The organism is Legionella stuttgartensis, assembly GCF_977063405.2.
In genome coordinates this window covers 223,713-241,926 of sequence record NZ_CDRUHA020000111.1, presented here as the reverse complement: position 1 = coordinate 241,926, position 18,214 = coordinate 223,713, and the positions used below count along the sequence as shown (strand labels likewise).

Sequence of the window (18,214 nt, the reverse complement as noted above, 5' to 3'; positions counted from 1 at the left end):
TGTCGTACCGTTTGCTAACAGAGTGAAATCTAAAGCAGAGCTGAACAATAAAGAAATGGAGCAACCACTAGTTCTAGGAAAATATAGTCCCAAATTTAAAGATCAAGCCACTTGGACAAATAGCTAAAGATGGTGTGTATCAGGTAGCCAAAGATCTTGCTCTGTCAGAGCCGCTATTATATTCCTGGGGTGCAAAAAGTTGGCCACTCCTTGAGAATTAAAAATTACAAAAGGCCCGCTCTGGATTTGTTTGCAGTATCAGTAAGCGTGGAGATTGCTATGATAACGCTTCGATGGAAAGCTGGAATCATAGTTTTAGAATAGACATGGTTTAAGGGAAAAGTTGCAGCGCGCACCATTGCCAAAAACCAGAATGTATCAAAATATATTAAAATCGAAAACAACTTCATTCGATGATTGGGTATTAAATCACCTGAATTATTTGAGGTTAAAGGGGCAGTTGGCAAATGTCCTTTGAGGCAAATTCTATATCGGAGTTGCCAACCAACGGTTTATGATGGCCCATGACGGTCTTATTATTAAACTATAAGAACTAATACAGGATGGTATATGGAACTTGTCATTATTATCGATTTAGTACGCGATATTCTTAGCAATATAATAGAAGTCACACTGGTCTTTTTGTTGATTGCTTATTTCATCCTTAAATATAAAAAGAATAGAAGCGAACACACATTTACACTGAGAAAATGGAAACTGATAAAAACAGGAGTTATTTTATTGCTATTGTTATTTGTAATAAATCTCTCTATAGCTTTACTTGGCCGTATAGGCTCATTTTCCTATAGAAACACCTTAATGGGAAATTTATTAGTTACTGAAATTCATCCCAATAGTTCGCAAGATATCACTATTTTATTTAATTTTAGCCCCGAAGACCCGATATCCTATTGGATGGGTTTTGAGCAGATGCATAGCCCGCTTTATAAATTTTTATACTGGCAGTATCTCTCTATCAAGTATTCCAAGATTACTCAAGCAATACTATCTGAGGAGACACAATTAAATCTATTTGTGAGTTGTGAGGCGGGTGACAAAAATAAATTTTTGCGTTATTTAAAAGACCATAAAATAATTCCAGGTAATACAATTAGTACAACTGTTGAGTTTTGCTTTGGTTTTTGTTTGGGGAATAAATTTGAGATACACTACGCTGATTTATTTATACATTGTAAGTCGTAATTTTTAACGCCTTGCTCCTTAACCCCTTGTATGGCCAGCTTTAAAATTTAGTAAGATTTTAGGCTTGATTATTAAATAATTCTAAAGGAGATATGGAGCGGAATGCCAATAGGTGTTGTCAGTGAACGCCTTCAGTTTTCAGCAAACTTTCAAAATCTGATTTTAGAATACCAGAAAATTGAAGAGGCCGACTCTGAAGTTTCAATTGCAACCACGTGCCAATAAAAATTGGCACACTTCACTATTCAAGGACTCACCCCATTAATGCATTGATGACTCGATGTAAATTATTGCTTGGGAATAAGTGATTCATTTTCAGATATGACCTCACTAAGTACAGAATCAATTAATTTTTTACTATTATTCGAGAAAAAAATATGCTTTACCCAATAGAATAGCGCTTGAAACAAGTTTCTACCAGCTATACCAGTGTTTGTAAGAAGTTTATCCCTATGTTGATGTACACTTTCTTTAAATCCCTGAATATTATCCTCTTCAAGCTTATCCATACAATAATGTTTAAATAAAATGTATTTTTTTATTAAAACTTTGCAATTATCAGAAACATCATAAGTTATTGGAAAAGTAAGATCGAGTTCTTTATTTTGAGTTAGATCAGGTTTAACAGTTTCATTCCAACTAATATCATTCTGGGGAATTACGATATTATCTCGATTAGTATAAAAACGTACTTGATTATAACTTAGCATTGTACTATCCGTAGCACATAGAAGATGCAAATGTTGGACATTTGTAATCTCTGGGGTAGTTTTCCATGCCTTAAGTTCCTTAATAGCATTTTTTATTATACTGTAACTGGGATGGTTCTGAGATTTGGGAAGCTTTTTCCACTTAATTTCTCGAATATCGGCTTTAGACCGATAAAAAAGTTTATCATCAAATAAAATGACCTTAGGAAACTCATCTGTATTTTGCAGAGTGGGTGATTTATTGGTTCGCAAAAAGCTGCAAAATTTCTTGATTAAGAGTTCATTTTTATAAAATGGACTGGAAGACAAAAAACAAGAATCAAGAATATTTTGTGTGGTTGTGACACTGTTGTTTTCCGGCTTAGCAAGTAAGATCAGAAAATCATATTTTACCCCCTTACTACTCTTGACTGGACGATCAGTACTAAACTTTGATTCTCCATCTGATTTCTCTGAGAAATCTTTATAAATTCTTTCTGCCAGGTACTCTAAATATTTTTTAGAAGCATCCATATACTTATCTTTAAGAGATGTATAAGTTTCTTTCTTCTCTAGCATGATTTTATTCCTCTATTAAGTTGAATAATAGAATTTTAATGGATTTAAATTAACGCTAAATTTTATCTCATGTCGTCAATACGACATTCAACATCAATTTCATGTTAAAATGCTTCTATATATTTTGCAGAGGTATAGCCACTGTCATCTAAACAAGTCGAACCTAATGATCCTTAGGTAAGGCCATGAACTACATGTTAAAGCATTGGGAAAAACTCCCCCGTTTTTTATAACTCCCGGTGCCTCCATCCACAATAACGACATGGAACGAGGGTTGAAAATCCCCATCAGAGGCGATAATACTTGTTGTTTTATAAATCTGAATACAGTGCTATGGTAGGCGGCATACTCACGAGTATTATTTATACCTGTGATTTATCCGGTATTAACCCCTTTGAATACCTAATTGCACTTCAGGTTTACAAAGACCAAATTGTTAAAGAGCCTCAAGCCTGGCTTCCTTGGAATTACGAAAACCATTGGCTTCATTAGAATCATCATCACTGGCTTCAGAAGCGATAGAAAGCGAATAGACTGGAAGACTGGCTTTTATAGGAAGCAGTATCAATAACTCACTGGAACGTAATTGAACTGAAGGACTTAATCCACTGGGCTTGTAAATCGATCTCCTGTTTAACCTTACTATAAGTATTATAATCTTGTTGCCATTTACTCTGCTCTATACCCTAAAGACGCGCAGCTTCAGCTTGAAGTTCCAACCACTTAAGGTTGGTCATTGTTGTTGAACCAGCCGTTGGGATCTTATTTGTATAAGTGCGAACAGAAACTCTACTTAAAGAAATGGGTATTTTGGTAAACATTATTTTCTCCTGATATTTAAAATTAAAACTATTAGGTTACATATTAACCATATAGGATTAAATTGATATTAGTCCTTATGTCTTATTTGCGACATGTTCAATGTTTAATCTAATGAGGTTTATGATTAAAATTTTTTGTGATGCCTCTATTACACAGTGATACGGTAAATGCGATAACAAATATTGTACGGATGTGTCTCATATAGTCTATAATTTACACATTAATTTAAAGTTTATTTGGTAAATATGCTAACTGTAGAGAATAGTGGGAAAGGTAATTGTATGTATTATGCATACAGCATTTCATTAATGTATTTCTTGCGTTACAAAAACAATTTGGATATCACGACTCATATCTTTGATAAATTGAATCTAACTGAAGAACAAAAAGATCAATTAAAAACCTTACTTAATAAAGATCTTCATCAAGAATTTACTCACCAGGAAATTGTAGAAATCATTGAACCCATTCTCGGAAGAGCAACTAGAGATTTAGCTGCTGAATATACTAAAGCCGAATTTCTCAAGAATCCTGAGTCAAGTATATTCTGTTCGAATTTCAAATGTTTTATGGAGTTTTGTATTAAAAAAGAAACTGAAAAGAGCCATCCTGAGTTTGCAAAACTAATTATCAACAATTTCGATGAAATAGGAGAGTTAGAGATTTTTAACACTCCAGCTCTAAAGGATGCAATGCAAGATTTTGTAAGGCAAATCTTGCCCCAAATAGTACAAGATCATGAGTTGCAATGGCGTGATAAATACCTGCTATTACAACAACAAAATATAAAACTTAGTCCGAGTAACCTTGAGCAGCTAAGATGTAGCACTTTAGAAAAACTCCTTCAAGAAACAACAAATTATTTTTTACAAATGAATCAAAATGAATATCTGAATTTATATATAGAACATTTGAAGACTGAATTTATATGGGGCACGCTAGAAGAATTAAAATTGCTGCACCAAGTTGTTCAGGGCGAACACGTTGAGTATAACCACAGTGGGGTCAATCATATGGTTTATGATGTAGAAATATGTTTACACATTTATATAAACGATCAAAATAGTTTTTGTGCAGAAGGTGTTCCTGAAATGATTATAAACAACTACGACAATATTCACTGGAACTCTAAAATCCCGGAAATCGTTTTTCAGCCTAAAGTATTTACTGAAAAAACAGGTAATCAAACATTAGAAGGAGAAGTTTATCCTGCGACTTTTTTTTACAAAAGGAACGCTACTAAACCAGAACTTGAATATGAAGAGAAAGAGTTAAAAAATTTATTAGATATCCTTGAAGGAAAACCTTTTTCTTAAAAAATGCATACCTACAGAGATTACCAATTCTTATGTAATCAATAATTAAAATATATCATAAAAGAGATATATTCTATTTGATGGTCAGTTCATAAAAATAACAAATATAGCGGCAGCAGGAAAACCAGGTTTACTATACTTTTTCAAATTCGATATAACCAGTTTAACGCCATAATGTGGCTGTATTCCCATACTAACCATAATATCCTGAGGACATCATTTCCAAGTTTATTAAATCTAATTGGGAGAAATTAGGTGCAGGATGAGTTTTTAAGTTGTCTAATTCTCTATCGACAAGGGAATGAATTAAGGGAATACTTAGCATGGGAGTAGAATTAATAGTTAATATACTTAAAGAAACAGCAAGGAGCGAGGAACAACTTTTAAAAATCCCGTTAATTATTACCTTGTCGGACTCAGTGAGATGTGTGTCATCCAGTGAGTTTATCATCTTATGTATTTCCTTAATTAAATCAGATTCCTTAAACATGCTATTTACACTTTTTTGATTAGTTTTCTCTAAAATTGGCTTTTTGGTATCAAGAGCTTCAATTTTTTGTTGTAAAGGAGGTGAGTTCTGACCTTGAGAATTTTGATGAATAACAGCGGGAAGTTTTTCCCCCCTGGATTTTTGCAAAAACTCAGGGGCAGAGGATGCATTTTTTTTGCTCAGTGCAACGAGAAATAAACCTAAAACAGCTGGACTTAATGGAGAAAAAGTACTCGAACAAATTAATGCTAATGCAGCAGAGCATTTGATCAAGGCTATTCCTGCCTTTTTAATCGCTTTTTTCTCTTGCTCATTAATTTCTATAGAACTATCTTCTAAATTTTTTAAAAATGTATGATATGTATCGCTGCTATTCTGATCAAAATTATCTGAAAAGCTATATGTTCTAGCCGATTCCGGCGAGATATTTTCAGTGTTTTGAGAATTTTCAACTTGGAGTAGTTGAAGGATTTTTAAAATACTAACTGACATTACCGTGATTCCTAATGAAGCACTTTGGGTAATTATATATCATTTTTAGGTTGGTTGATAGTACTAATTAAACCTAGCGTTTATGTCAGCCTAGTAAAAATTGATTTCTACAATGCTTAAACCAATGGTTTTATTGGTAAGTGTTAACCTGCAATTTAACCTCGAGAACTGCATCAATGAACTGCTTACTATTATTGATAAGATGTATGTTTTACACAGTAGAATAATACTTGAAAAGAAACCTCAAGCTGCAATACCTGTCTTTGCAAAAAGTTTATCTCTTCAATTTTTTAGATTTTGCTATACACTTCTAACATATGTAAGAGAACTTATTGCTTTTATTTTATATCCACATAGGGAGATTTAGCTATGTTGGAATACATCAAGCAAGGATGGCGGGGCGGCTTACCTTCACGCAGATACTGTTTGGGAAACATTTTGGATGGTTTGAGGACCTAGCTATTATCATAGCTATGCTAGTTTTTATTTCTTTTTAGCAATGACCTTTATATGATTCTCAATACAAAGCGTCTGGGTTTATATATCTGCTATTTATGGTATTGGTTTTTATATTTGATTGCTCAGGGCATTTTGGGGTTCTGCAATCAAGCCAAAAATAGCACGCAGGCTACTTTAATACGTGTTTTTACTATCTTACTCCCTATAATTTCGCTTATTTTTTTTGTTCTAATTCTCATTTATTGGATTATACGGCATTGATTAATACATTTACCCAATGATGAATTTACATGAGAGATTTTAATAATATCTACTCTATGACATGCTCAAGGTTAACAACCTGGTTAAGCAACTCCATTTTTTGGAGGGGCATGATAGACATTAATTATTCTTTTTTTTTGCATTTCTTCTCGTAAAGATATCGTAAAAAACCCCGTGAGATGAACGTAGGAAGTTAACTTTTTATATATAATTGTAACATTATTTGTCAACTTGCAGTGGTATTCTTCATGGAAAAAGACGAGCATCAACCTAATCCCGGATCAGGGGAATCAAAAACTTCTTCCACCGCATTAACGTTACTACAATTTAGAAAAGAAGAAGAAAAAAAAGAGGCTGCTGCTGAATCAGCAAAAGTACGCTGTAAGATTTGCTTTAAAGAAATTGCACCAACTCCTCGATGTTTCGGACATGGAGGTGGCGGAGGAGGCGGCGGTGACGGAAGTGGTTCAAGTAATACATTAGAAGCAAAAGCCATCCAAGGTGATGATAAATCGCTAATCAAGGCATTCCACTTAGTTGTTGAGCCTGAAGAATTAATAGAGGGAGTCACCTCAACGGAAGAGCTTGACTCTACGTCTAAGTCAGATGAAGAACTTTTTGACCCGGAAATAATTGCCGAGTTAATTGCAGAAGGGTTATTGGTTATTAATAACGACCGTGAATCGTTGACCCTGTCTATTCAATTGCAATGTGATCCTAAATCATTATCTGAGGAGCAAAGAGAAGAGTTAAAAAAATTCATGAAGGCTATTTTAAATGAGTTCAAGGCATTCCAAGAACAACATTTTTTATCTGATGATTGCATCAACATGAGTGAAGATGAAGAAGGCAATATACTTTCCCTTAGCATTAGCTTACCCACATTAGCTCTATATGATGCATTTATTCAGCAGCTAAGTAATAATTTAGTGCCTACACCTAAACCCACAAAGGATGAGCACAAGGAGGCTAAAAGTTCTGCCCCAACCCCATTTTCAATGAAGCCAGCACCCTCTAATAAACGCAAAAACCTCATTCAAGATGAAGCCATTAAAAATGACGCTATTTCGATTAAAAAAACCGAAACTGAGGATGAGGTGCTCGAAATTTTTAATCCTTCGCCATCCCCTTTTTCAAAAATGAAACGATGGTAAAAAGCTTAGAGGGTAGCCTATTCACATGTAAAAGGGGCGAGTTATCTACTTTCAGGTAATAATAAAAATTGCTAAATTTCCGGAAGCAATCCGGCTACGCAGCATACACGCTTTGTTTTGAATCCTGCTCCACTTTTGTCTGATTATGAAGAGAGGAAACCCTCTCTTTAAGCGCCTTTATTTGGCTTAAACGAGAGCGCTTTCTTAAGTAAGCGGAAAGTCTTTGAATAGGGAGCAAGGTTTTCTCTCCAATTCCATCAATTAAGACAAAATGTTCTTCTCCTTTGAGAGGATCATAAGCGTAAACGAGATTTCTCGGCTGCAAATCATGAACAGAAATATCACATGAAGTTAATGATTCACAAAATGCATCCAACTTCTTTTCCATTGCCTCGGTAAATAATCCTTCGCGCAAAATAGTTCTTAAATTTTTAGCACATGTACCGTCATGGTTTTTTTCTGCTTTAACAATCAGACCAAAACCCAAATTGGTATCAGTAAATCCAATGACTGTTTGCAGGAAAGGAGGAAAAAGAACGTTTTGTTTAAAATTAAACCGAAAATAAATATTTTCCAAGAGTTCTCTAACATAAGATTTGGAAAAACGAAATTGATAAATAAGAGGAATGAGCTGGCTTAGCTTAGTCTTATAACCATTTCGTTGATAAAGCTCAGGGTTGGTGACCTTTATAAGTAAATTGAGATCATGAGGGTGTTGGTAAACCAAGCAACGACGTCCTTTTGCTAAGAATTCTTGCTCTGTAAGCTGGATTAAGGGTTTTGGTTTCATGTATTTAAATCCTATAAATAAACAGCTGAACCAATTTTCATGTGCCTCCCTGGCACAAGATTTTGAGAATATTAATTTCAGAATATTCTTTTAACAATCATGGTTTTCCCTTAAAAATTAAAGAGATAATTCATGTTGTAAAATGATAATAGATCAGTTCATGTTTTTAATTCAATATGGGCGAATCTAAATTTCGATTTATTTTCCCAATTGCTAGCAACCAAGCTAGACTGCCTTGATAAGAGTGTTATCTGGCTGCTTGGAAGCCAGGGTATACAGATTTAGTGCTTAATAAGTGTGCTAAAATTAAACTATTGTAACAAACAGGAAGTTAGTTATGAGTCATATGGAGTTAAAGAATTTAGGCTCCCCTGATGAACTTCGTGAGCTACCTAAAACAAAAATTGAAGTTGTGAATTTTGAAGGAGTTACAGTAATGCGGGCTACCTTTCAACCAGGATGGAAATGGTCTGAATGTGTTAAGCCTACTGCTGGAACTAAAAGCTGTGAAGCAGCACATATCAATTACATTATCTCTGGACGAATCACTGTGGCAATGGATGATGGGACACAAAAGGAGATGGGCCCTGGGGATGCTGCCCTTATCCCCCCTGGACATGATGCATGGGTAGTAGGTAATGAGCCTTGTATCGCCATTGACTTTGGTGCAGGTAAAATGTACGGGAAAGCTTAAATCGCTAATGGAGCGTCCATTAAAAAATCTAAATTTTTTAAATGGAAGTGAAACTGTAAACTCCATAGTCCTCTATAGTTATTAAAATTTCTTTCACAAGTTGACCTTAATAGTACTGACCAGACTAATTATGCTTGGGAATTTTTAACGATTAATCAATCAAAATTGTTGCGAACGAACTTGGTTTTTGCCTGCCTTTTTGGCTTCATATAAGGTTTTATCAGCTGCTGAGATAACTTCATCCACATTATGAGCAAAAAAAGGAGATACACTCACTATCCCTATACTAATTGTTGTCTCGTTCATTTGGGCTTGTTTTTTAAATTTCTTTTGTAAATTGTTACAAAGTAAAATGGCATCATCGAGCGATGTATCCGTTAAAATCGCTGCAAATTCGTCTCCTCCAATACGAAAAGCACTGTCATTACCTGTTTTTGCTGAATTTTTAATAGCTTTGGCTAACTGTTTCAAAAATAAGTCACCTGAAGGATGACCATAATTGTCATTAACCAATTTAAAGTCATCGACATCGATTAATACTAAATTAATAGAGTGGCGGTTTTTTTTCGCGCTTTTAAATTCTTCATTAAGGCGTTCGTCAAAGTAACGACGGTTATAAAGTCCTGTTAATGCGTCTGTAATTGACACACGCTGGACTTCTCGCATTGCTTCATCTTTCTCTTTATTTAGTTGTATGGTTTCTTGCAATAATTTCGAAGGAAATTGGGCCGTAATCATTAACATAATGACAAAGAGAGTAAACATAGTCGCTAAAATAATGCGATCAATATCACCTAACCAATAATTATAAACAATTAAAGGGAAAAACATGGGTAATAAATATGCATAATAGGCAGGGAGATATACCGAAAGAGAGGCTAGAGCACCTGATGCCATCCCCCCCAAAACCAAGGTAATAACAATTTGATGCATATCGTCGAAATAAGGATAAAACAAAATATAGCTTGAACCCCACAAAGCACCCGTTAAAAAAGTTAACAATAAAAACCGATTTTTAGTCACTCTTTTTTTTGCAATATAATCGTGATGGATAATATTTTTCTTACTATTAATCCAACGAAAAGAACTTAAACATACCATAGCCAGAAACCACAGGGCTACAGGCATTATTGGGGCATGTCGATATAATAAATAACCTGCTATTAGTGCAGATAAAAAAATATTGAAAGGAATGGATTTTAGAGAGCTTTCAAGTAGCAATAAAAAACATTCATTCTGTAATCGAAAAACCGGCTTTTTTTCCATTTTATTCTCCATAATTCAATTTTCTAGAGATCAAAAAATTCAAATTAAGAAGCGAAACACTCCATGTTGTATTTAAAACGTAAGTCTAATGGTCTTTATTAAAAGGAGGTATTATTAATTTTAGCATATTAATGGGTCGGTCAAAAAAAGAGTAGCTCGATTTTGTGGAATCAGATAAGAACCGTTGTCAGAAGTTCGTCTCTATAACATGAGCACATATTCTAGCTATAAAGTTATATGCTTATTGTGTGCGCTTCGGTTTCTTCTTTAATTTTGTTATCACTATTATTGGCTTGTTTGCTCCAGAATAGGGCTTTAGCCAGGCTTTTATATGAAAAAAGCTCCTGATCTGTAAAAAATACATTTTTGCTAAGATATCTGGAAATGGAAGGTTGTCTACCAGAAGAGTAATTTTGCATGGCATCATTTTCCCCCCGCAGATCTATTTTAATCCCATTTCGAACTTCATTTTTGTGTACACCATATAAGTACAACTTAATATCACAAAGAGAATTTGAAGGGCTAGGGCTCATTTCCGGATCCAGAAATGTTTCATCCATTTGAGGGGAGTCCTGTCCAAAAGTTCTTGCGACCCGAGGCAAATGGAATGCACTGGAAACAACTGCTATATGTTGATGTGGATGATGTTCGAGGTAATAACGGAACGATTGGGCTTGGGCCACAGTATTTTGACCAATATTAGTTTTCCTAGGGTTAAAAATAGCTGAGATTATAAATAATCGTGCGGGATAATAAGGAAGTGGTTCTTTACCGAGTTGTTTCTGTAGGGCGGGATCTCTCAGAGCTTTTTTTAAATCTTCGTTATGAATTGTTCGCCCGTTATAAAAAATAGGTATGACATAATCGCTTTCAGTTAATTCTTCCGGCTGTTTGCCGGCCCGAAGAGCACATACCTGAATTGCAACCTCAATACCAAGCTTCAGCCGATTAATGTCATCGACAAGATCAAATTCATCGGCTTTTCTTTTATTTTGATGAATTAACTCAATATCCGCTATCTGGCTTAAAGCGGTTGTTCTTGCTGCGAGCACATAAACCAAATCAATTTCAGGAATTGGAGTAGGATTTGTTGTTAATGCACTTTTCTTCAAATCATCTGTAAATATATTTTCTTCGGTGAAAACATCTTCAAATTTCATCCCAAAAAATGATTGTTTTTTTATTAAGGTCGTCTTAGTCATTAAGAGTTTATCAATGCGAGTAAAGATGAAGTATCTTATCAAAAATTTTAAAATGCTTGAAACTAATCGGGTGAAACTGCCTTGCTAAGAAGTATTAATAAGGCAGATCGGAAATTTTTGCAGAAATGAGAGGTAATTTTATTGAGAGAAATGCTCATCTGCTCTTAAGGTAAGAATTTCATAACCATTCTCAGTGACTAAGATTGTATGTTCCCATTGGGCGGATAATTTATGATCTTTGGTGACTACCGTCCATCCGTCTCCTAATATTTTGATCGCTCTACTACCCAAATTGAGCATAGGTTCAATAGTAAACGTCATTCCTGCTTGTAATTGCAAGCCTGTATTGGGTTTACCAAAATGCATGACGCTAGGTTCTTCCCACATTGTTCTACCAATGCCATGTCCTCCAAACTCACGAACTACAGAAAATCGATTTTTTTCAGCATGTTCCTGGATTATATTTCCAATATCTCCGAGTCGAATACCTGGACGCACTAGGGCAATCGCTTTATAAAGACACTGTTGTGTCACGTCTACTAATTTTTTAGCAAAAGGTTTTACATCGCCAATGAGAAACATTTTACTGGTGTCACCGATATAACCGTCTTTTTGCACTGTAACGTCAATATTAAGGATGTCACCATTCTTAATTATTTTATTCGAGGGAATTCCGTGACAAACCACATGGTTAATAGAGGTGCAAATGCTTGCTGGAAATCCATGATGATTTAATGTTGAAGGTATGGCTTGCAAATCTTCAACAATATATTTGCGGCATATTTGTTCAAGGGTACTGGTACTTACACCCGCCATAACATAAGGTTCTATCATTTGCAGTACGGATGCGGCCAGATTTCCTGCAACGCGCATTTTTTTTATTTCTTCATGCGTCTTCACTAACATCGTTGATTTCACCTAATGATGCTTGATTTATTAAAATTTTTAGAATTTCAGAATAAGTAATCGAAGGATTTTCTTCTGCCAGTTTTCCGATCCTAATCCAGTATTCAGCTTGGGAGTTTATCGAGCGACTCATCGCTCTAGCCATAAGCTTGGTCGCTTCATGTAGTTCATTGGAAATTTTTACAATACCCATATAGTTCTCCTAAAAAAACGTATTTTATAGTGTTTCGCTTATAATTGCTACGTTTTGTAGTTATATGTAGTTGTGTGCGGAAAATAGTGTTTCGCGCCAAGTCTTTTGCTAAAGCAACATGAGAGAATAAAGGCTGTAATTGGGCTGTTATTCAGGTACTATTTACAAAATCTAGGTGTAGATGATTGATAAAGGGAGAATCTAATGATTAATCATGTGGTTGTATTAAAATTTAAAGCAAATTTAGCAGAGTCGGATATTATTTCTGCTTTAAATCAGTTAGGAAGCTTACAGGGAATAATTCCCTCAATTAAAGACTTTTCATTTGGAAAAAACTGTAGTCCTGAGCAATTAAATAAAGGATTTACTCATGTATTTGTCATGAAATTCGATGATTCAAATGGACGAGATCTTTATTTAGAGCATGCAGAACATAAACGAATTGCTACCGAGGTATTGGTTCCTATGTTAGAAAATGGTTTTGAATCCGTTGTAGTTATTGATTATGAAAGTAAATAAGCAACCAATGTTCTGATTGTTGCCCGTATGCACACATTGCCCCAGTTCTCTTTAGCCGTATTAGGTTAAGCTCCATTCAGCAACCGGGGTTTCTGAATACTGATTTTTAACATACTGCTCAAGGAGGCTATTAAAATCATTATGGTGTTTCCTCAGAAATTTTTCTTGCCATATACTTCCATTTTGATTTCTATCAAGCCTGGTTTTAATTATATCTAAATAAAAACGCGCCTCCAGGGGGGCAATTCCCATCTCTTCAAGTCCTTTAAAAGCTAGGGGTAATAAGTTTTTTAAAAGAGTACTGGCCTTAATTTTTCCATGACTCCAGTTTAATCTCGCCTCTAGTCCATAACGAGCTGATTCATAAAAATTTTTTAAGATGGACTCTTGAGGAATTAAAGAGGTAAGAGAGGGCGGGTTATTCACATAATAATAAGTTATACCATAAAAAAAGGCGGCATTGGCTACCATATCTACTATAGTTGGGCCAGAAGATAATACTCGGTGCTCTATTCTTAGATAGGGTTCATGCTGTGGGTTAAAATCTAAAATGGGTCTGTTCCAGCGGAAGAGGCAACTATTTTGACATCTCACATGAAACATATGATGAATAGGTTCCTTATACGCAACAAGAGGCAACAGATAAGGAAAGTTTTTGAAATTATTTTTAAAAATGGGAAAAAGGGTTTCTTGTAAATAATTGGGTTCAAAAAAAACGGTTTTTTGCAATGGAAATGGAAATGTATAAAGTTGTTCAAAAATACTAATTCTGGTTTCGCTCCATAAACGTTTTCCACAAAAGTAAGGTGAGTTACTACTAAGAGCTAATAAGGGAGCGGACAATATTTGAATAATATTAAAATAATGAGTTAATTGATGTTTAGGGACTTCTAAATGCAGTTGTAACGAACATATTAAACCCTCTATAGCTAAAGACTCAGGATATAAACTAAGATTTTCCTTTTTTCCCTTGATATGTACGGACAAAGATTCACCGTTCCGATATTTAGCTACAAACTCATCCATTAAAACAAAAATATTTTCAGGTGTAATATATAAATGACTAAAAAAAGCTGAATCTGCGTAGGGTATTGAACCCATGAGTACTAAATGATGTTGGGAATTAAAAGCTGTTTCACAACATTTATTCCATGTAGTTAAAATACTTTGATGTAAAGAAGATAAAAAATTATCTTTCAAAAAAAGAACTGGGGTATTAATTTCTAATTGAGTGGTTCCTGCCTCTCTTACCAATTCTTGATTGTTTAGTTTTTTAGTAAAAAAAAGATTATCGGGTGTTAACTGATACTCTTTATTTAAAACAAGAAATTCAATTTCAGCGCCTGCCTTCATGGCTTCATATTTAAAATAGTCTTTCGCGAACCATTCTTCTAAAAGTAGTGTTTCAGCAATTAACTTTTTTTCAAATAATTCACAATCAACTATATAATTTTCCATTTTTTTTATATGCATTGCTTCGTCCTTAGTTAGACTAAAGTTTTTGTAATGAAACACTTAAATTCGACTCAATCATGAAGCAATGGTTCGCTGGAATAATTTGCCATTTAAATTCATCGGTGGATTTAGCTCCATTAATTGATAATTTTTCTGAAGCAATAATTACATGCTTGTAATGGCTTTCTTTAGCTGAGCTTTGTATAACACGCTCTCCTAAAGAGAAATACATGGTTTCAGGTTTAGTTCGAGAAGAAGTACAATAACGAAAAGCGACAATCCGTTTCCCATCTGTAACGCAAATATTAAAATAGCACACCGCTTTTTTATGATGCTTTTTAACTAATTCATTAATTATATTTAATGTTTTTTGTAAAATTATATAAATATCATAAGAGTTTGTTATTTTTGAATTTTTTGCAAATTGTAAAAATAAGGCGAAAATTAATTCTGAGTCGGTGCTTCCTTTAACCCAATTATAAACGTCATCATCCAGTAAATCATGGATTTGGCGTTTAATTTTTTTGAAGTAAGGAATAAATCCATTATGCATAAATAGCCAGTTTTTATATATAAATGGATGGCAATTAAAATGGGAAATTCCGCCCGTACTTGCCGCACGGATATGAGCAAAAAAAAGTGGCGCCATGGTTTTATTTGCCAAATAGGAAAAATTAAGATCATTCCATGCGGGAAAAAGAGAGGTAAATAAAGCGGGCTTCTTATCAAAATGCGTATACCACCCCAAGCCAAATCCATCCCCATTAGTCAGAGTACGTGATTCACGTGCCAAGAGGCTTTGTTTTATAAGCGAATTGTTAGGCTTTACTAATAGATCAGCAAATAAAAGATCCTCTTTTCCTATATAAGCTACGAATCGACACATAATTATTGTCCTTATCGAGGCGGCTTAAAACGATCCATATCATTGTAATTCTAGGAAAGGAGGCATAAGATGTCCAAAATAATATTCAAAATAGTCATTTTTAATTCATTTTGAGGGTTCTAGGATAGTAAAATGATTTCTTCTGCTTCTGAAAGAATGTTCAAGCGTTTTATTGCAATTGGGGCTTTGTCAGCAATGTTTGCCACAATTTTAGGTGCTTTTGCTGCTCATGGTCTAAAGGCACAATTTAGTGAATATCAAATGCATATTTTTCAAACCGGTGTTTTTTATCAATTTATTCATAGTTTGGCTTTATTATTCATTGGAGTTATTCTTTGGAATCTTAATAGCCGATTCATCCGAATTTCCGGATGGTTGTTTGTTATAGGAATTTTGTTTTTTTCCGGAAGCTTGTATTTAATGAGTTTTATGCAAGTAAAAGCGCTTGGAATGGTCACTCCAATAGGCGGCACATGCTTTATAATTGGCTGGCTTTTACTGGTTTTGGGGATATATAAAACAAATACTTAAATAATTGGTATTATGGCGCAAATTAAAGTCATTTCCGATGATTTTCTATCGTGCGAGTTTTTAAAAAGCTGTTGAATTTATAGCGATTAAATTTATGAAATTGAACCATCCATTAAAAGTCATTCTAGCGAGCGCATCTCCCAGACGGTTACACATATTGCAAGAGCATGGATTGAATGCGGTCGTCATGCCTGCCGCTATTGAAGAAATTTTGCAAAAAGATGAAGGCGCTAAAGCTTATGTGACTCGGTTAGCCGAAGAAAAAGCTCGAACTATTTTGTTACAAACAGCAGTAGATAGTGCAAATCTCATTTTGGCAGCAGACACCACAGTAGCTTATAAGAATCATATTTTAGAAAAACCTCGAGATCCCGAAGACGCCTATAGAATGTTACGTATGCTTAGTGGTAATTCCCATGAAGTATATACTGGTTATGCTCTTATTTTTTTACCAGAACAAAAATGGTGCATTGACTATGTGACAACGCACATTACGTTTCACAAATTAACAGAGCAACAAATTCAAAATTATATTGATTCAGGAGACCCTTTTGATAAAGCGGGAGGCTATGGTATTCAGACAGTACGTGATACTTTTATTAAGGAAATAAAAGGGTCCTATTACAATGTTATGGGCTTACCTATTGAGGAAATTTTAGAAAAAATTTCTTTAGAGTATTTTAGGGAGTGTTGACAATTTCCCGGATGCCCCGAACAAGTCGCGGCACGTAGGCGTTGGGATGAATGGGCAACACGTCCTAGGGTGTCTTGACCATTGAGCAATTTTTGCGTGTCTATTAAGTGAGGGCTAATAAAAAAATGAACGTAGCCATTAGACCTAAAAGGCTTCGAACTGCATGCAGTTTTCCCCATTTAATAATTAAATTACGCGTTGATTCATCCGCCAAGTTTACATCTGTAGCGAGTAAAATATTATTTGTTGGAAGTATGACGATCAATGTATAAGGCCAATTGCTTAATATAAGAATTGCACCGATAAGCCAATAATAGTTATGCGTATTTAAAAAGGCTATTGTCCCTAGTATCCCGGCAATTAATGCAAGGGAGGACTGCATTATAAACCCTTTTTTGTAAGCCGGTTTCCATTCCATAAGTAGGGCGCGATTTTCAAGATCGAGTCGTGCAGGTTGTTCTACTAGATTGATGTAAGTAGCAGCACCGCTGAATATTGCTGCTACGATTAGTGCAAGTGTTTGAATAATCATGAAGTTTCCTTGCCCTTACTTTTTTATCCTTTAAACCGATGAAAACTGGTACAAGCGTCCAACAGCAGAGGGTACAACAACCTGATCACCAAAGGCATTGCCTAAAGCACTCACTGCTCGCCACCCAGTACAATGCGCAGGAATTATCATTTTAAGATCAAATTGTTTCATATCTTCTACTGTGTTAGGAATAATCTTTTCTACAGAATGGCCTGATAAGTGAAAGCCCCCCATTACGGCATATAATGGTATTTTAGGAAATAGGTTTTGGGTTTGCTTTAGGACATTAATAATCCCAGCATGAGAACAGGCAGAAAAAACAATTAAACCTTTATTACGAACATTCACTAGCAGAAATCGTTCATCCATAATTAAAGGATCAGGAACCCACTCTTGATTGGATAACTGTTTCACATGTTCTGGGAAGCCTTTTTCATAAGAAGTAATTCGTGGAATTTCTCCACTCAGATAAAACATGTTATCTAATAATAATCGTGCCTCATTTGAAATGACAAGCTCAGCTCCTTGATTTTTTAGCTCTTCAACAGAAGGTATTTTCTTAAAAGGATGAATTGCTCCATCAAATTTTAAAGCTCTTTGGTAAAACATCTCTGAATTTAGGTGAAAAATTACTTTTTGTTGCGCGTTTTTAGATTTTATTAATTCTAAAGCCGTTAAAAAACCGCCCGCATGATCCCAATGTCCATGAGATAAAACTATTTCTTCAATAACGGTTGGATCAATATATAGTCTATTAATATTTCTTCGAAAAACTTCACCTTCTGGGCCTGCATCAAACAGAACTGAGTGCGACATGCCCCCTAATGTGGCAGTGAGTAAAAGTGATAACCCATGAGCCCCACAACAAAGACACTCACCGGCCAACTCTTCCATCCCGTGCTCTTCAAGATAATCCATTTCATGAGTTACATTAGCGGGTACACTTGAAAGGCTATCCGTTATATTGTCTACGATCACCTGTACCGTTAATGAATCTACTTCAACTAAATTCATATTTATTCCTTTGTCTAATCTGCGTGATACCTCGCAAGGGCATTTCAGAATTTTTGGTATTTTTCTT

At 34.9% G+C, this 18,214-nt stretch carries 20 protein-coding genes; 9 read left to right on the top strand and 11 right to left on the bottom strand.

The window, feature by feature from the left end; translation table 11 throughout:
- Positions 1-570: 570 nt before the first annotated feature.
- Positions 571-1,203 (top strand): hypothetical protein, encoded by a 633-nt coding sequence (locus ACWTEW_RS38565; RefSeq protein ID WP_454783273.1) that lies wholly within the window; start codon positions 571-573, stop codon positions 1,201-1,203.
- Between the two features lie 102 nt (positions 1,204-1,305).
- Positions 1,306-1,428 carry a hypothetical protein gene (locus tag ACWTEW_RS38560; RefSeq protein ID WP_454783272.1) on the top strand — a complete coding sequence of 41 codons (123 nt, stop codon included), beginning with the start codon at positions 1,306-1,308 and terminating at the stop codon, positions 1,426-1,428.
- A gap of 62 nt (positions 1,429-1,490) precedes the next feature.
- Here the strand turns inward: ACWTEW_RS38560 and ACWTEW_RS38555 are convergent, their stop codons facing one another.
- Entirely contained in the window at positions 1,491-2,471 is a 981-nt protein-coding gene (locus ACWTEW_RS38555) for a hypothetical protein (RefSeq protein WP_454783271.1), read from the bottom strand.
- A 303-nt stretch (positions 2,472-2,774) separates the two neighbouring features.
- Between ACWTEW_RS38555 and ACWTEW_RS38550 the strand changes: the two genes are divergently transcribed.
- Positions 2,775-2,963 carry a hypothetical protein gene (locus tag ACWTEW_RS38550; protein WP_454783270.1) on the top strand — a complete coding sequence of 63 codons (189 nt, stop codon included), beginning with the start codon at positions 2,775-2,777 and terminating at the stop codon, positions 2,961-2,963.
- Positions 2,964-3,574: 611 nt separating this feature from the next.
- Positions 3,575-4,609: a hypothetical protein gene (locus ACWTEW_RS38545; protein ID WP_454783269.1), complete on the top strand. Its 1,035-nt coding sequence runs from the start codon at positions 3,575-3,577 to the stop codon at positions 4,607-4,609.
- 193 nt (positions 4,610-4,802) lie between these two features.
- Here ACWTEW_RS38545 and ACWTEW_RS38540 read toward each other — a convergent pair whose 3' ends face one another.
- Positions 4,803-5,591: a hypothetical protein gene (locus ACWTEW_RS38540; RefSeq protein WP_454783268.1), complete on the bottom strand. Its 789-nt coding sequence runs from the start codon at positions 5,589-5,591 to the stop codon at positions 4,803-4,805.
- 968 nt (positions 5,592-6,559) lie between these two features.
- On the opposite strand from ACWTEW_RS38540, the gene ACWTEW_RS38535 reads away from it, so the two are divergent.
- Positions 6,560-7,465 (top strand): hypothetical protein, encoded by a 906-nt coding sequence (locus tag ACWTEW_RS38535; RefSeq protein WP_454783267.1) that lies wholly within the window; start codon positions 6,560-6,562, stop codon positions 7,463-7,465.
- A gap of 94 nt (positions 7,466-7,559) precedes the next feature.
- Here the strand turns inward: ACWTEW_RS38535 and ACWTEW_RS38530 are convergent, their stop codons facing one another.
- The gene (locus tag ACWTEW_RS38530; RefSeq protein WP_454783266.1) at positions 7,560-8,255 is read right to left on the bottom strand and encodes a YrbL family protein; all 696 of its coding nucleotides are present in this window, start codon (positions 8,253-8,255) and stop codon (positions 7,560-7,562) included.
- 337 nt (positions 8,256-8,592) lie between these two features.
- On the opposite strand from ACWTEW_RS38530, the gene ACWTEW_RS38525 reads away from it, so the two are divergent.
- Positions 8,593-8,949 (top strand): cupin domain-containing protein, encoded by a 357-nt coding sequence (locus ACWTEW_RS38525; protein ID WP_454783265.1) that lies wholly within the window; start codon positions 8,593-8,595, stop codon positions 8,947-8,949.
- Positions 8,950-9,108: 159 nt separating this feature from the next.
- Here ACWTEW_RS38525 and ACWTEW_RS38520 read toward each other — a convergent pair whose 3' ends face one another.
- The 4 genes from ACWTEW_RS38520 to ACWTEW_RS38505 all read right to left on the bottom strand — a co-directional run bounded on the left by ACWTEW_RS38520 (position 9,109) and on the right by ACWTEW_RS38505 (position 12,516).
- Positions 9,109-10,215: a GGDEF domain-containing protein gene (locus tag ACWTEW_RS38520; protein ID WP_454783264.1), complete on the bottom strand. Its 1,107-nt coding sequence runs from the start codon at positions 10,213-10,215 to the stop codon at positions 9,109-9,111.
- A gap of 233 nt (positions 10,216-10,448) precedes the next feature.
- Positions 10,449-11,417: a hypothetical protein gene (locus ACWTEW_RS38515; RefSeq protein ID WP_454783263.1), complete on the bottom strand. Its 969-nt coding sequence runs from the start codon at positions 11,415-11,417 to the stop codon at positions 10,449-10,451.
- 138 nt (positions 11,418-11,555) lie between these two features.
- On the bottom strand, positions 11,556-12,323 hold the full coding sequence (gene map / locus ACWTEW_RS38510; RefSeq protein ID WP_454783262.1) for a type I methionyl aminopeptidase: 768 nt from the start codon (positions 12,321-12,323) through the stop codon (positions 11,556-11,558).
- Positions 12,304-12,516: a ParD-like family protein gene (locus ACWTEW_RS38505; RefSeq protein ID WP_454783261.1), complete on the bottom strand. Its 213-nt coding sequence runs from the start codon at positions 12,514-12,516 to the stop codon at positions 12,304-12,306. The genes map and ACWTEW_RS38505 overlap by 20 nt, the downstream gene beginning before the upstream one ends.
- Positions 12,517-12,720: 204 nt before the next feature.
- Here ACWTEW_RS38505 and ACWTEW_RS38500 point away from each other — a divergent pair, with 204 nt between their 5' ends.
- Positions 12,721-13,035: a Dabb family protein gene (locus ACWTEW_RS38500; RefSeq protein WP_454783260.1), complete on the top strand. Its 315-nt coding sequence runs from the start codon at positions 12,721-12,723 to the stop codon at positions 13,033-13,035.
- A gap of 60 nt (positions 13,036-13,095) precedes the next feature.
- Here the strand turns inward: ACWTEW_RS38500 and ACWTEW_RS38495 are convergent, their stop codons facing one another.
- Both ACWTEW_RS38495 and ACWTEW_RS38490 read right to left on the bottom strand, forming a co-directional pair.
- Positions 13,096-14,508: a glutamate-cysteine ligase family protein gene (locus ACWTEW_RS38495; protein ID WP_454783259.1), complete on the bottom strand. Its 1,413-nt coding sequence runs from the start codon at positions 14,506-14,508 to the stop codon at positions 13,096-13,098.
- 19 nt (positions 14,509-14,527) lie between these two features.
- On the bottom strand, positions 14,528-15,376 hold the full coding sequence (locus ACWTEW_RS38490) for a class II glutamine amidotransferase (RefSeq protein ID WP_454783258.1): 849 nt from the start codon (positions 15,374-15,376) through the stop codon (positions 14,528-14,530).
- A gap of 132 nt (positions 15,377-15,508) precedes the next feature.
- On the opposite strand from ACWTEW_RS38490, the gene ACWTEW_RS38485 reads away from it, so the two are divergent.
- On the top strand, positions 15,509-15,907 hold the full coding sequence (locus tag ACWTEW_RS38485) for a DUF423 domain-containing protein (RefSeq protein WP_454783257.1): 399 nt from the start codon (positions 15,509-15,511) through the stop codon (positions 15,905-15,907).
- A gap of 94 nt (positions 15,908-16,001) precedes the next feature.
- Positions 16,002-16,601: a nucleoside triphosphate pyrophosphatase gene (locus tag ACWTEW_RS38480; protein WP_454783256.1), complete on the top strand. Its 600-nt coding sequence runs from the start codon at positions 16,002-16,004 to the stop codon at positions 16,599-16,601.
- 103 nt (positions 16,602-16,704) lie between these two features.
- On the opposite strand, the gene ACWTEW_RS38475 is transcribed toward ACWTEW_RS38480, so the two are convergent.
- Entirely contained in the window at positions 16,705-17,133 is a 429-nt protein-coding gene (locus ACWTEW_RS38475; protein ID WP_454783255.1) for an anthrone oxygenase family protein, read from the bottom strand.
- A 30-nt stretch (positions 17,134-17,163) separates the two neighbouring features.
- Positions 17,164-18,147, bottom strand: a complete 984-nt coding sequence (locus ACWTEW_RS38470; protein WP_454783254.1) for an MBL fold metallo-hydrolase — start codon at positions 18,145-18,147, stop codon at positions 17,164-17,166.
- Positions 18,148-18,214 lie beyond the last annotated feature (67 nt).